This is a genomic window from Mesorhizobium loti R88b, assembly GCF_013170845.1.
GTDB classification, from domain to species: Bacteria; Pseudomonadota; Alphaproteobacteria; order Rhizobiales; family Rhizobiaceae; genus Mesorhizobium; species Mesorhizobium loti_B.
In genome coordinates this window covers 3,856,516-3,870,623 of sequence record NZ_CP033367.1, presented here as the reverse complement: position 1 = coordinate 3,870,623, position 14,108 = coordinate 3,856,516, and the positions used below count along the sequence as shown (strand labels likewise).

The following is a 14,108-nucleotide window of genomic DNA, read 5'->3' as shown; positions in this document are numbered from 1 at the left end:
TAGGAACATCCTGTGCTCATCACTTGCCCCTATTGCGGCCCGCGCGACGTCATCGAGTTCACCTATCAGGGTGATGGCAATCGTGAGCGTCCCGACCCTGCCTCGCAGAATTTCGAGGCTTGGAACGCCTATGTCTATGACCGGCTGAACCCGGCCGGCGACCATAACGAGATCTGGCAGCATTCCGGCGGTTGCCGCGCGCATCTCAGGGTCGTGCGCAACACGCTGACGCATGAGATTTTAAGTGTCGCTTTCGTGCGCGGCGACCATGCCCCGGCCACGCGTCGCAAGGCGGAGGACAAGGCATGAGCCCGCGCCGCACCGACACTGGCGGCCGCATCGACCGGCTGAAGACGATCCGCTTCACTTTTGATGGCGTTGCCTATACCGGCCATGCCGGCGACACGCTGGCGTCCGCACTGCTGGCCAAGGGTGTCACGCTTTTTGGGCGATCGTTCAAATACCACCGCCCGCGCGGCCTGCTCACGGCGGGCGTCGAGGAGCCCAATGCGCTGGTGACAGTGCTGAAGGGCGAGGTGCGCGAGCCCAATATCCCGGCGACCATGGTCGAGATCCATGACGGGCTGGTGGCCATCAGTCAGAACCGCTTCCCCTCGCTGGCCTGGGACATCAATGCCGTCAACCAGCTGGGCGGCAAGATCCTGTCTGCCGGCTTCTATTACAAGACCTTCATGGGGCCGGTGATCGGTCCGCTCAAAGGCACGCGCTTCTGGATGTTTTGCGAGCACTTCATCCGCCGCGCCGCTGGCCTTGGCAGCGCCGGATCGGCGAAAGACCCGGCCCGCTACGAGCGCATGAATGCCTTTTGCGACGTGCTGGTGGTTGGGTCCGGCCCTGCCGGCCTGATGGCCGCCAAGGCCGCCGCCGATCGGGGCGCCCGCGTCATGCTGGCCGATCTCGAGCCGCGTTTCGGCGGTTCGACCAACTGGTCGGATGAAACCATCGATGGCGCCCCGGCCGCCGATTGGGCGCGCCGCACCGTTGCCCAGCTCGAAGGCCGCGACAATGTCCGGCTTTTGCCGCGCACCACCGTCTGGGGCTATTACGACAACAACACGCTTGCAGCGCTTGAACGGGTCAGCGACCACAAGGAGCACCCCGCCAGGGGCGAGCCGCGCCATCGCTACTGGGCAATCCGTGCCGGATCCGTGGTGCTGGCCACCGGCGCCTTCGAGCGACCGCTGGTCTTTCCGGGCAATGACAGGCCGGGCGTGATGCTGGCGCATGCGGCGGAACGCTACGCCAATGAGTTCGGCGTGCTGCCGGGCGATCGGATTGCGCTGTTCACCAACAATGACAGCGCCTATCGCGCGGCCATCGCCTTGAAGAAGGCAGGGGCCGCGATCGTTGCGATCGTCGATGTCCGGCAGGAGCTTTCGCCAGAGATGCGCAAGCTGGCGATGGAGGCCGAAGCCGAAATCCTTGCCGGCCATGCCGTGGTCGCCACAGAGGGCAGCAAGGCGCTATCGGGCATCAAGGTGCAGCGTTTCGACATGGTCACCGGAGCGCTCACCGGCGATGAACGAAGCATCCATGCCGACTGCCTGCTGATGTCGGGCGGCTGGTCGCCGACCATCCATCTGGCCAGCCAGGCCGGCGCCAAGGCGGAATGGAGTGCTACACGGCAAGCTTTTCTGCCACCGAAGCCGACGCATCACTGGATCGGCGCCGGCGCCTTCACCGGCAGTTTTTCCACTGCCGAGGCGATCGCCGAAGGCCGCGCTGCCGGACTTTCCGCCGCAGGCGGGGTGAGCACGCCAGCGGCGTTGCCCACGGTCGAGGCAGCACCCGGCGATCCCGATCCGGCTCCCATTTTCGAGATCAGGGCCAAGGGCAAGAGCTTTGTCGATTTCCAGCATGACGTGACGGCCGAGGATGTACGGCTGGCGCACCGCGAAGGCTTTGTCTCGGTCGAGCATCTGAAGCGCTACACCACGCTCGGCATGGCGACCGACCAGGGCAAAAGCTCCAATGTTCCCGGCCTTGCCATCATGGCCGAAGCGCTGGGCAAGCCGATCCCCGAGGTCGGCACGACGCGCTTCCGGCCGCCCTTCGCGCCGGTGTCGATCGGCTCGCTGGCGGCGGAGCGTTTTGGCGATTTGAAGCCCGAGCGGCTGACGCCGATGCATGACTGGCATCTCGCCAATGGCGCGACCCTATATTCCGCCGGCCTCTGGTACCGGCCGATGATCTACGGGCTTTCAGGTGAAACGGTCGAGCAGGCCTATGTGCGCGAGGCCAAGGCGACCCGCGAAAGCGCCGGCATCGTCGATGTTTCGACGCTGGGCAAGATCGCAGTGCAAGGCCCTGACGCAGCCGCGTTCCTCGACCGCGTCTACACCAACATGTTTTCGACGCTTGCCGTCGGCAAGGCGCGTTACGGGCTGATGCTGCGCGAGGACGGCCTCGCCTTCGACGATGGCACCACCTGGCGGCTCGGCGAACAGGATTTCCTGATGACCACCACCACGGCCAACGCCGGCAAGGTGATGCAGCATCTGGAATATTTCCTCGACGTGATCTGGCCGAACCTCAAGGTCCACATCACCTCGGTGACCGACGAATGGGCGGCTGCCGCGATCGGCGGGCCGAAGGCCAGGCAGATCCTCGCTGCTTGCGTCACCGGCACCGCTGTCGACAACGCCACCTTGCCCTTCATGGGCATTGTGCGCGGCGAGATAGCAGGTGTGCCGGTGATGATTTGCCGGCTGTCTTTCTCCGGTGAAATGGCCTTCGAGGTCTATTCCGGCGCCGGCCATGGCGTCCATGTCTGGCAAACGCTGGTCGAGGCCGGCAAGCCGTTCGGACTGGTTACCTATGGGCTCGAGGCGCTGGGCACGATGCGCATCGAAAAGGGCCACGTTACCGGCGCCGAGATCGACGGCCGCACCACGGCGCGCGACCTGCATCTCGACTGGATGCTGTCGAAGAAAAAGCCGTTCATCGGCTCGGCGATGATGGATCGCGAAGGCCTGATCGCGTCCGACCGGCTGGAACTGGTCGGCCTGATCGCGCTCGACAACCGGCCGCTCAATGGCGGTTCACACATTGTCGAGCAACTCGACGAGGCCAATCCGCACGGCTCGATCGGCCACATCACCGCCTGCTGCTATTCGCCGGCGCTCGGCAAGCATATCGCGCTGGCATTGGTCGAGGGCGGCAAGGCAAGGCACGGCACCCGCGCCCACGTCTCCGATCCGCTGCGCAACCGGTTTGGGCCGGTCGAGATCGTCTCCAACCATTTCTACGATCCGGAAGGGACCCGCATGCATGGTTGAGCGCCAATCCCCCCTTGAACCGGAGTTTCACACCGGCTCGCACGGCAATTTCGAGCATGGCGTCGAGATTCTCCTAACCGAAACTCGGCCGGGTTCGATCGTGCAGCTCGCCGCGTGGCCGGGCGAAGAGAAGACCCTGATGGCGGCCATCCGCACCGTCACCGGCCTTGCGCTGCCCGATGGCGCCGGCGGCGGCGTGAGCGACGGGGCGAAGTCGGTGTTCGGCTTCGCGCCGGGAAAATTCACCGTGGCCGACGAAGCCGAAGGGCTGGCGGCAGCCTTCGCCAAGGTGGTGACCCCGGCCATCGGCACGGTGACCGACCTTTCGCATGGCCGCACCGCCATACGCATCGCCGGGCCGAAGGCCGAATGGGTGCTGGCGAAATTCTTCGCCATCGACTTCGCCTTGCCGGCCTTCCCCATCGGCGCCGGCCGTTCGACCACCCATCACGATGTCTTCGCCCAAATCCAGCGCACCAGCGCCGATCAGTTCGACATCTACGTCTTCCGCTCCTTCGCGCGCTCGTTCTGGAAGGCGCTTTGCCATGCCAGCGAGGAAGTCGGCTACGAGGTGCAGTAGACGGCGCGGTAGGATGGCCCGCCTAGCCGCGCTTTCTGGCCTCAATGCCGGCCGGTTCTGCCGCTAGAGAATCGCACAACGGGCGCCCATGATGAAAAATATGGCCGCCTAACCGGTCCAAGGGATACAAAAATCCCGTCTCAGAGTCGGCACATTCGTTTGGTTCGAACATCCCCATGACCGCAGAACTATCCGCCGGCGCCACGGATCGCGCCGATGTGTCGGCCAGGGCCTTGCTCCTGTTGCCGCTGACGGTCGCCTGCGGCGTGTTCATGACCAGCCTCGACCAGAATGTCGTGGTGACAGCGCTGCCTGGCATCGGCCAAAGCCTTGGCCGTCCACCCAGCCAGCTCGGCTTGCTGATCACCGTCTATGTCGCCAGCCTGATCATCTCGATGCCGCTCGGCGGCTGGGCCGCTGACCGCTTCGGCCTGCGCAACGTCTACTGCTTTGCCTTGCTGGTGTTTGCCGCCTCGTCGGCGCTGTGCGGACTGTCTGACAACATCTGGATGCTGGTTGGTGCCCGCGCCCTGCAGGGCTTCGGCGGTGCCCTGATGGGCACGCTTGGCCAGGTCGTGATCCTGTCGACCTTTCCGCGCAACCGCACGCTGAAGGTCAACATGTATATCTCGGTGGCCAGCCAAACCGGCCCGCTGGTCGGGCCGCTCGTCGGCGGCGCGCTGACAACCTACATTTCCTGGCGCTGGATCTTCTTCATCAATGTGCCGTTCGCGCTGGCAGCGGCAATCCTTGCCGCGTCATTGTTTCCGACCGTGACCAAGCCCGTGCGCACGCGCTTCGATTTTCCCGGCTTCGTGCTGGTCGGCAGCGGCATGGTGCTGCTGGTCTTCGGCATGGATTCGCTTGCAGCCAAGGACGCCGCCGGCGGCATGGTCGCCGGTGAACTGGCAATGGCCGTCATCATCCTGTCGATTGCTTCGCTCTACTGCCTGCGCGTGCCCAATCCCCTGCTCGACCTCAAGCTGCTGCGCATCCGCACCTTTCGCATCTCGTTCCTCACCGGCGGCGGGCTGGACACGATCGGGCTCAGCTCCGTCGCCTTCCTGCTGCCGCTGATGTTCCAGCTCGGCTTCGGCATGAGCGCGGTGCAGGCTGGATCGCTGACCTTCATTGCCGCCGTCGGCTCGGTGGTCATGCGTTTCTTCATGCCGCGCGTCCTCAACCGGTTCGGCTTCCGCCGCGTGCTGGTCTTCAACACGCCGTTCGTGGCCGCCATGGTTGCCGGTTTTGCCCTGATGCAAGCAACCACGCCGATCTGGATCGTGCTTGGCTATATCTTCGTTTTCGGTGTTTTCCGTTCCATTCAATGGGCTTCGACCGGCAACCTCGCCTATTCCGACATCGCGCCCGAACAGCTCGCCCGCTTCAGCGCGCTCTATTACATCCTTTGGCAACTGGCGGTGGCGATCAGCGTCGGCCTCGCTGCGGCGATGCTGTCGTTCCTGGCCGGTGGTGGGCCGGCCGTGACTAGCGACTTCCGCATCCTGTTCGCAATCGAGGGCGTCATCACGCTCTGCGCGCTGCTTGCCTATCTCAAGTTGACGCCGCAGGACGGAGCCCATGTCAGCGGCCACGGCGCGCAGATCAACATGGACTAGGCCGGCAAGTCGGCCTGTTCGGCTGGCTTATTCGCTGAACGTCACCCACTCTTCCAGCGGCACACGGTCGGTACGGAAGGCGTTCTCGGGCTTGGACGTGTCTTCATAGCCAAGCGCCATGCCGCAGACGACGATCTCCTCGTCGGGAATGTTGAGCACCGGCCGGATCTGCCGGTGATAGGGCGCGAAGGCGGCCTGCGGGCAAGTGTGCAGGCCCCTGCCCCGCGCCGCGACCATGATGTTCTGCAGGAACATGCCGTAGTCGATCCACGAGCCCTGGTTGAGGCGGCGGTCGATGGTGAAGATCATGCCGACCGGCGCGTCGAAGAAGACGAAGTTGCGGTCGTGCTGGGCGCGCATCTTGTCGACCTCGCGGCGGCCGATGCCGAGCGCGCCATAGAGACCGAAGCCATTGGCACGGCGGCGGGTGAGATACGGTTCGAAGAACTGGGTCGGATAATATTTGTATTCATCCCAGTCGGCCTTTTCAGCCCGGATACCGGAATTCAGAATAGCATCTGTGATCAGTTGCTTGGTCTCGCCCTTGGTGACGTAGACCCGCCATGGCTGCATGTTGGTGCCGGACGGAGCGCGCGCCGCAACCGCCAGAATGTCGCGGATCGTCGCGTCGTCGATCATGTCGGGCAGAAATGCGCGCACCGAACGGCGCGACATGATCGCCTCGTCGACGATCTCGGCATCGCCAGCGATTCGAGCCTTCTTTTCCAGCATGGGCCGTCCCTTAGCCTTTGTGTCGATCGGACGTCCCCACTCGCCGGTCAAGGCGGAGCCTTTGCATGAACCATCAAAATCCTGCAAGCAAATCTTGAGCATCGGTGAAAATCCACTTGATTTTTTCATGAGCTTGATCTCTCATGAAATTCGGATGGAATTTTTCATGAAGTGAGCGTTTTGCCCTCCCCTAGCGCACGAACATTGCAGGGACCTGACGAACGGGTGCTGGCCAGCGATATCAGGGCGCTGCGCCGGGCGCGCGGGCTGACGCTGGCCGAGATCGCCCTGAAACTCGGCCGGTCGGTCGGCTGGGTCAGCCAGGTCGAGCGCGGCCTGTCGACGCCATCGCTCAGCGACCTCAGGGCCTTCGCCGAACTGTTCGGCGTGCCGATCAGCCTGTTCTTCAGCCATGACGTGCCGGTCGAGAGCGAGCGTGGCGTGGTGGTGCGCGCCGGCAGGCGCCGCACGCTGGGCACCAGCGAAACCGGCCTAGTGGAAGAACTCCTGTCGCCCGATCTTGGAGGTAGCTTCGAGATGGTGCGTTCGATCTTTGCAGCAGGCGCGGAGATGAAGACAGAGCAGCTGCGGCCGACCGAGGAAGCCGGCTATATCGCCTCGGGTATTTTCGAGATCGAGATCGCTGGTATCTGGCACCGGCTCGGCGAAGGCGATTCCTTCCGCTTCGAAGGCAAGCCCTATCGCTGGCGCAATCCCGGCACCGAGCCGGCCGTCATCATCTGGGTGGTTTCGCCACCGGTGTATTGAAATGCATGTCGCCCAAAAGTGTGCAGCGGTTTTGGGATAACGACATGCATCAAAACAAAAAATAGAAGCGCGATGCGCTTCGGTTTGGGAGAACGACATGGCGGGTTTGCCGAGCACGGCGCGCGTGGTGATCATCGGAGGTGGCGTTGTCGGCACCTCCTCGCTCTATCATCTCGCCAAGGCGGGCTGGACCGACTGCGTGCTCTTGGAAAAGAACGAGCTCACCTCAGGCTCGACCTGGCATGCCGCCGGCAACGTGCCGACCTTCTCCTCGTCCTGGTCACTGATGAACATGCAGCGCTATTCGACCGAGCTTTATCGCGGCCTGGGCGCCGAAGTCGACTATCCCATGAACTACCACGTCACCGGTTCGCTGCGGCTCGCCCATTCCTGGGAGCGCATGCAGGAATTCCAGCGCGCCAAGGGCATGGGCCGCTACCAGGGGATGGACATCGATGTTGTCGGTGTCGATGAGATCAAACGCCGCTATCCCTTCATCGAGACGCACGATCTGGAAGGCGCGCTCTACGACCCGAGCGACGGCGACATCGACCCGGCGCAGCTCACCCAGGCGTTGGCCAAGGGCGCGCGCGACATGGGCGCGAAAATCATCCGCTTCTGCCCCGTCACCGGCGTGCGCCGCGAGAAGGACGAATGGGTGGTCGCCACGCCGCAAGGCGAGATCCGCTGTGAGATCGTCGTCAACGCCGCCGGCTACCGCGCCGCTGAAGTGGGTCGGATGTTCGGCCGCGAGGTGCCGATGATGGTGATGAGCCACCAATACATCCTGTTCGAGGAGATCCCCGAACTCGCCGCATGGTCGAAGGAACAGGGCAAGAAACTGCCGCTGCTGCGCGATGTCGACACGTCCTATTATCTGCGCCAGGAAAAGGCCGGCATGAATCTCGGCCCCTATGAGCGCAATTGCCGCGCGCATTGGGCCACCCCTGGCGATCCGATGCCGGAGGATTTCTCCTTCCAGCTCTTCCCCGACGATCTCGATCGGCTGGAACACTATCTGGCCGACGCCGTCGCCCGCGTGCCGATCCTGGGCACCGCCGGCCTGTCCAAGGTCATCAACGGACCGATCCCCTATGCGCCGGACGGCAATCCGCTGATCGGTCCGATGCCGGGTGTGCCCAATGCTTTCGAGGCTTGCGTCTTCACCTTCGGCATCGCGCAAGGCGGTGGCGCCGGCAAGGTGCTGGCCGAATGGGTGACGCAAGGCCAGACCGAGTGGGACATGTGGTCCTGCGATCCACGCCGCTTCACGTCCTTTGCCTCGGCGCCGGACTATTGCGTCGCCAAGGGCCTGGAGATCTACGGCAATGAATACGCCATCCAGTTTCCCCGCCATGCCTGGCCGGAAGGGCGTAACCGCAAACTGTCGCCGATCCACGATCGCACCAAAGCGCTCGGCGGCCGCTTCGATGCCTATAATGGCTGGGAACGCGCCACCTGGTACGCTCAGCCCGGCGACGACATCTCCGAGGAGGCCACGCTGACCTTCCGCCGCGAAGGGCCCTGGCAACATCGTGTGCGCGAGGAATGCCTGGCGGTCCGCGATGCCGCCGGCATTTTGGACCTGCCCGGCTTCTCGCGCTTCAACCTTGAAGGTCCCGGTGCGGCCGAATGGCTGAGCCTGCAGGTCACCGGACTGGTGCCGAAGCCCGGCCGCATCGGTCTCATCTATTTCGCCGACGACAAGGGCCGCATCGTTACCGAAATGTCAGTCGTGCGCCATGGCGAGGAGCAGATGACGCTGATCACGGCGGCGGTCGCGCAATGGCACGATTTCGAATGGCTGAAATCGCGCATGCCCAGGTATGCGGCCTTCACGCTGACTGACCGCACCGAAGAGTATTCCACCCAGATCCTCGCCGGACCCAATTCGCGAAAAATCCTCGCCGATGTCTGCGACGCCGACCTCGCTCTGCCGTGGCTGACGCATCAGGAAACAAAGATCGCCGGCCGCTGGGCGAAGCTGGTGCGCGTGTCCTTCGCCGGCGAACTCGGCTGGGAAATTCATACCAAGGTCGATGACACCGTCGCCATCTTCGACGCCATCTGGGCTGCGGGTCAGAAACACGGCCTAAAACCGTTCGGCATGTACGCGCTGGATTCGCTCAGGCTCGAGAAGGGCTACCGCACCTGGAAGGGTGATCTCTCGACCGACTATTCCATCCTGCAGGGCGGGCTCGAGCGCTTCGTCAAATGGGAAAAGCCCGACTTCCGCGGCAAGGCCGCACTGCAGAACGAAAAGCAGCAAGGCGTGAAGAAGCGCTTCGTCACGCTGGTGGTCGAAAACCCCGGCGATTGCGACGCGCCTTACATGTCGACGCTTTGGCATGGCGGCCAGATCGTAGGCGAGACCACGTCAGGCGGCTGGGGTCATCGCGTCGACAAGTCGATCGCGCTCGGCATGCTGCGCGTCGATTTGACCGAACCCGGCACCTCCGTCGAGGTCGAAATCTTCGGCGACCGTTTCAAGGCGGTCGTGCAGAAAGACGAGCCGCTTTGGGATCCCAGAAACGAGAGGCTGCGCGCATGAAGCCGGTCATCCTCACCGATGGAGGCATGGGCCAGGAACTGGTCCGCCGCAGCAAGTCCGAGCCGACGCCGTTGTGGTCGGCCCGGGTGCTGATCGACGAACCCGATCTGGTGCGCAGCCTGCATGCCGAATTCATCCGCGCCGGCGCCCGCGTCATCACCATCAACACCTATTCGGCGACACCCGAGCGCCTGGCGCGAGAGGGCGCCGAGGACCTGTTCAAGCCGTTGCAGAAGCGTGGCATCGAGCTTGCCCGGCAAGCGTGCGAGCAAGCCGGCGATGCCGCGATCGCTGGCTGCCTGTCGCCACTCTTCGGCAGCTACGCGCCGGCGTTGACCATTTCCTATCAGGAGACGCTCGACATCTACCGCCGCATCGTTGCCGAGCAGGCGGATGGGGTCGATCTATTCCTGTGCGAGACCATGGCCTCCGCCGATGAAGCGCGCGCGGCCGTCACCGCGGCTTCGGAGAGTGGCAAGCACGTCTGGGTGTCGTGGACGCTCGCCGATCACGGTGCGCCACGGCTGCGCAGCGGCGAAACAATAGCCGCCGCGGCCAGCGCGCTTGATGGCTTGCCGATAGCGGCGCGGCTGCTCAATTGCTGCCGGCCGGAAGCGATTGCCGCCGCCTTGCCTGAACTGATCGATCTTGGCGGCCCGGTCGGCGCCTATGCCAATGGCTTCACCTCCACGGAGGCGCTCAAGCACGGCGGCACCGTCGATGTGCTGCATGCCCGTCACGACCTAGGCCCGGACGCCTACGCCGAGCAGGCGATCGGCTGGGTGGAGGCAGGTGCCGACATCGTCGGCGGCTGCTGCGAAGTCGGACCGCCGCACATTGCCGCGCTGCGCGATCGACTGCAGCAGGATGGTTACGAAATTACGGGAGTTTTGCATGCCTAGACCATCATCGCGCATTTCCGGCATCGTGCCTTCCGGCAAGGACGGCTGGGAAGTCCATTCCGCCGCCTGGGCTCGCAAGGCAGCCGGCGAAGACATCATCATGCTGTCGGTCGGCGACCATGATTTCGACACGCCCTCGCAAACGATCGAGGCCTGCGTGACTGCTGTTCGCGGCAGCAATCACCACTACACGCCGCTGCCGGGCCTGCCCCGCCTGCGCCAGGCGATGGCGGCAGCCTCCAGCGCTTGCACCGGTGTGGAGACGACACCGGATCAGGTCATCGCCACGCCGGGAGGCCAGGCCGCGCTTTACGCGGCTGTGCAGGCCGTGCTTGACCAGGGCGACCACGCTATCGTCGTTGCCCCCTACTACGCCACCTACCCCAACACGTTCAGCGCCGCCGGTGCCAGTTTCACCGTCGTCGAGACGCCGGCCGAGGATGGCTTCCAGCCGCATGCCGACATGATCCGCGCGGCACTCAAGCCCAACACGCGCGCCATCCTGATCAACACGCCGAACAACCCGACGGGTGCCGTCTATTCGCGCGAGCATCTGGAACAGCTGGCAGAAATCTGCCGCGATCATGACCTCTGGCTGTTGTCGGACGAAGTCTACTGGACGCTGGGCGGCGGCGAGCATGTCTCGCCACGCTCGCTGCCCGGCATGGCCGAGCGCACGCTGGTCATCAATTCCATGTCCAAGAGCCACGGCATGACCGGCTGGCGCATGGGCTGGCTGACCGGTCCTGAGGCGATGATCACACTGCTCATCAATCTCAATCTGGTGACGACCTACGGCTTGCCGGCCTTCATCTCGGTCGCCTGCGCCGAGGCGCTGGAGAACCATTATGGCGTGAAGGACATCGCCGAGCGCTACTCGGCACGCCGCACCGTCTTTCTCGATGCCGTGCGCGGCATGAACGATGTCTGCGTGCACGGTTCCGAAGGCGGCATGTATGTCATGCTCGACATATCTGCGGTCGAACCCGACGACGAGAAATTCGCCTTCTCCTTCCTCGACAAGGAGAATGTCGGCGTGATGCCCGGCTCCAGCTTCGGCGAAGCCGCCGCGGGCCACATCCGCATCAGTCTCTGCCAGCCGGAGCCCGTACTTCAAGAAGCAGCAGCTCGGCTGCGCCGTTTTGCTTCCACCTATCGCCGCGAGGCCGCATGACCGCCAAGATCATCCCCACGAAGGCCATTCCTACCAAAGCGAGGGCCGTCATCATCGGGGGCGGCGTCTCCGGCTGTTCGGTCGCCTATCATCTGGCCAAGCTCGGCTGGACCGACATCGTGCTGCTGGAACGCAAGCAGCTGACCTCGGGCACGACGTGGCATGCGGCCGGCCTGATCGGCCAGTTGCGCGGCTCGCAGAACATGACGCGGCTGGCGAAATATTCGGCCGACCTCTACGTCAAGCTGGAAGCCGAGACCGAAGTCGGCACCGGCATGCGCCAGGTCGGCTCGATCACGGTCGCGCTGACCGAGGAGCGCAAGCACGAGATCTACCGGCAGGCATCGCTGGCGCGCGCTTTCGATGTCGATGTGCGTGAGATTTCGCCGAGCGAAGTCAAGCAGATGTACCCGCATCTGAATGTCTCGGACGTCGTCGGCGCCGTGCACCTGCCGCTCGACGGCCAGTGCGACCCCGCCAACATTGCCATGGCCTTGGCCAAGGGTGCGCGCCAGCGCGGCGCCACCATCGTCGAGAATGTGAAGGTCACCAAGGTCCACACCAGGGCCGGCCGCGTCACCGGCGTGTCCTGGGCACAGGGCGAGGACCAAGGCACCACCGAGGCCGACATCGTCGTCAACTGCGCCGGCATGTGGGCGCGCGAACTGGGCGCCCAGAACGGTGTCACCATCCCGCTGCATGCCTGCGAGCATTTTTATCTCGTCACCGAGCCGATCGCCGGTCTCGGCCGGCTGCCGGTGCTGCGCGTGCCGGACGAGTGCGCCTACTACAAGGAAGACGCTGGCAAGATGATGCTCGGCGCCTTCGAGCCGGTGGCCAAGCCGTGGGGCATGGACGGCATCCCTAGGGATTTCTGCTTCGATCAATTGCCGGAGGATATGGATCATTTCGAGCCGATCCTCGAAATGGGCGTCAACCGCATGCCGATGCTGGCCACCGCCGGCATCCATACTTTCTTTAATGGACCCGAAAGTTTTACCCCAGACGACCGCTACTACCTCGGCGAGGCGCCGGAACTGTCGGGCTACTGGATGGCGACCGGCTACAATTCGATCGGCATCGTCTCCTCCGGCGGCGCCGGCATGGCGCTGGCGCAATGGATCAACGACGGCGAAGCGCCCTTCGACCTGTGGGAAGTCGACATCCGTCGCGCCCAGCCGTTCCAGAAGAACCGCCGTTATCTCAAGGAGCGCGTCTCCGAAACGCTCGGCCTGCTCTATGCCGATCATTTCCCCTATCGCCAGATGGCAACGTCGAGGAATGTCAGGCGCTCGCCGCTGCACGAGCATCTGAAGGCGCGCGGCGCCGTGTTCGGCGAGGTCGCCGGCTGGGAGCGCGCCAACTGGTTCGCCCGCGAGGGACAGGAGCGCGAATACCGCTATTCCTGGAAGCGGCAGAACTGGTTCGACAACCAGCGCGAGGAGCACCTGGCCGTCCGTAACAAGGTCGGCCTGTTCGATATGACCTCGTTTGGCAAGATCCGTGTCGAGGGCCGCGACGCCTGTGCCTTCCTGCAAAAACTGTGCGCCAACGACATGGACGTGGCGCCAGGCAAGATCGTCTACACCCAGATGCTCAACCGGCGCGGCGGCATCGAGAGCGACCTCACCGTGTCCAGGCTCTCGGACACGGCCTACTTCCTCGTCGTACCGGGCGCCACGCTGCAGCGTGATCTCGCCTGGCTGCGCCGGCATGTCGGCGAGGAGTTCGTTGTCGTCACCGACGTCACTGCGGCCGAAAGCGTGCTCTGCCTGATGGGCCCGGATGCGCGAAAGCTGATCCAGAAGGTCAGCCCCAACGATTTCTCCAACGAGAACAACCCGTTCGGCACATTCCAGGAGATCGAAATCGGCATGGGTCTCGCCCGCGCCCACCGCGTCACCTATGTCGGCGAACTCGGCTGGGAGCTCTATGTCTCGACCGATCAGGCAGCCCATGTCTTCGAGGCGATCGACGAGGCCGGCATTGACGTCGGCCTGAAACTCTGCGGCTTGCATACGTTGGATTCCTGCCGCATCGAAAAAGCCTTTCGGCATTTCGGCCACGACATCACCGATGAGGACAATGTGCTGGAGGCCGGCCTCGGTTTTGCCGTCAAAACGGCCAAGGGCGACTTCATCGGCCGCGAAGCGGTGCTGAAGAAGAAGGAGGCTGGATTGAGCCGCCGGCTGGTGCAATTCCGCCTGAAAGACCCGCAGCCCCTGCTCTTCCACAATGAAGCGATCCTGCGCGATGGCAAGATCGTCGGCCCGATCACATCAGGCAATTACGGCCACCATCTCGGCGGCGCCATCGGGCTGGGCTATGTGCCGTGCCAGGGCGAGAGCGAGGCGGATGTGCTGGCCTCGTCCTACGAGATCGAAATCGCCGGCGAGCGGTTCGCGGCGGAGGCGTCGCTGAAGCCGATGTACGATCCGAAGGCCGAGCGGGTAAAGATGTAGCGCCCTCTTCCTTCTCCCCGT

At 64.0% G+C, this 14,108-nt stretch carries 10 protein-coding genes; 9 read left to right on the top strand and 1 reads right to left on the bottom strand.

Annotation, left to right across the window (positions count from 1 at the left end):
- The first annotated feature begins 12 nt into the window (after nt 1-12).
- From EB235_RS18860 to EB235_RS18845, 4 genes are all read left to right on the top strand, one after another.
- Nucleotides 13-309, top strand: coding sequence for a sarcosine oxidase subunit delta (locus EB235_RS18860; protein WP_027029510.1), 297 nt, complete (start codon nt 13-15; stop codon nt 307-309).
- Nucleotides 306-3,299 carry a sarcosine oxidase subunit alpha gene (locus EB235_RS18855; RefSeq protein ID WP_027029511.1) on the top strand — a complete coding sequence of 998 codons (2,994 nt, stop codon included), beginning with the start codon at nt 306-308 and terminating at the stop codon, nt 3,297-3,299. The genes EB235_RS18860 and EB235_RS18855 overlap by 4 nt, the downstream gene beginning before the upstream one ends.
- A complete protein-coding gene (locus tag EB235_RS18850) occupies nt 3,292-3,879 on the top strand; it encodes a sarcosine oxidase subunit gamma (protein WP_027029512.1) in 588 nt (195 codons plus the stop codon). The genes EB235_RS18855 and EB235_RS18850 overlap by 8 nt, the downstream gene beginning before the upstream one ends.
- Before the next feature lie 176 nt (nt 3,880-4,055).
- The gene (locus tag EB235_RS18845; protein WP_027029513.1) at nt 4,056-5,498 is read left to right on the top strand and encodes an MFS transporter; all 1,443 of its coding nucleotides are present in this window, start codon (nt 4,056-4,058) and stop codon (nt 5,496-5,498) included.
- Between the two features lie 27 nt (nt 5,499-5,525).
- Here EB235_RS18845 and EB235_RS18840 read toward each other — a convergent pair whose 3' ends face one another.
- Nucleotides 5,526-6,230, bottom strand: a complete 705-nt coding sequence (locus tag EB235_RS18840) for a nitroreductase (protein WP_027029514.1) — start codon at nt 6,228-6,230, stop codon at nt 5,526-5,528.
- Nucleotides 6,231-6,455: 225 nt separating this feature from the next.
- Here EB235_RS18840 and EB235_RS18835 point away from each other — a divergent pair, with 225 nt between their 5' ends.
- From EB235_RS18835 to EB235_RS18815, 5 genes are all read left to right on the top strand, one after another.
- Complete coding sequence (locus EB235_RS18835; protein ID WP_032925412.1) at nt 6,456-6,998, top strand: helix-turn-helix domain-containing protein; 543 nt, start codon at nt 6,456-6,458, stop codon at nt 6,996-6,998.
- A 97-nt stretch (nt 6,999-7,095) separates the two neighbouring features.
- Nucleotides 7,096-9,549, top strand: a complete 2,454-nt coding sequence (locus EB235_RS18830) for a GcvT family protein (protein WP_027029516.1) — start codon at nt 7,096-7,098, stop codon at nt 9,547-9,549.
- On the top strand, nt 9,546-10,451 hold the full coding sequence (locus EB235_RS18825; RefSeq protein ID WP_027029517.1) for a homocysteine S-methyltransferase family protein: 906 nt from the start codon (nt 9,546-9,548) through the stop codon (nt 10,449-10,451). The genes EB235_RS18830 and EB235_RS18825 overlap by 4 nt, the downstream gene beginning before the upstream one ends.
- Nucleotides 10,444-11,625 carry a pyridoxal phosphate-dependent aminotransferase gene (locus EB235_RS18820; protein ID WP_027029518.1) on the top strand — a complete coding sequence of 394 codons (1,182 nt, stop codon included), beginning with the start codon at nt 10,444-10,446 and terminating at the stop codon, nt 11,623-11,625. Before EB235_RS18825 ends, EB235_RS18820 begins: the two co-directional genes overlap by 8 nt.
- Nucleotides 11,622-14,087, top strand: coding sequence for a GcvT family protein (locus tag EB235_RS18815; RefSeq protein ID WP_027029519.1), 2,466 nt, complete (start codon nt 11,622-11,624; stop codon nt 14,085-14,087). The genes EB235_RS18820 and EB235_RS18815 overlap by 4 nt, the downstream gene beginning before the upstream one ends.
- Nucleotides 14,088-14,108 lie beyond the last annotated feature (21 nt).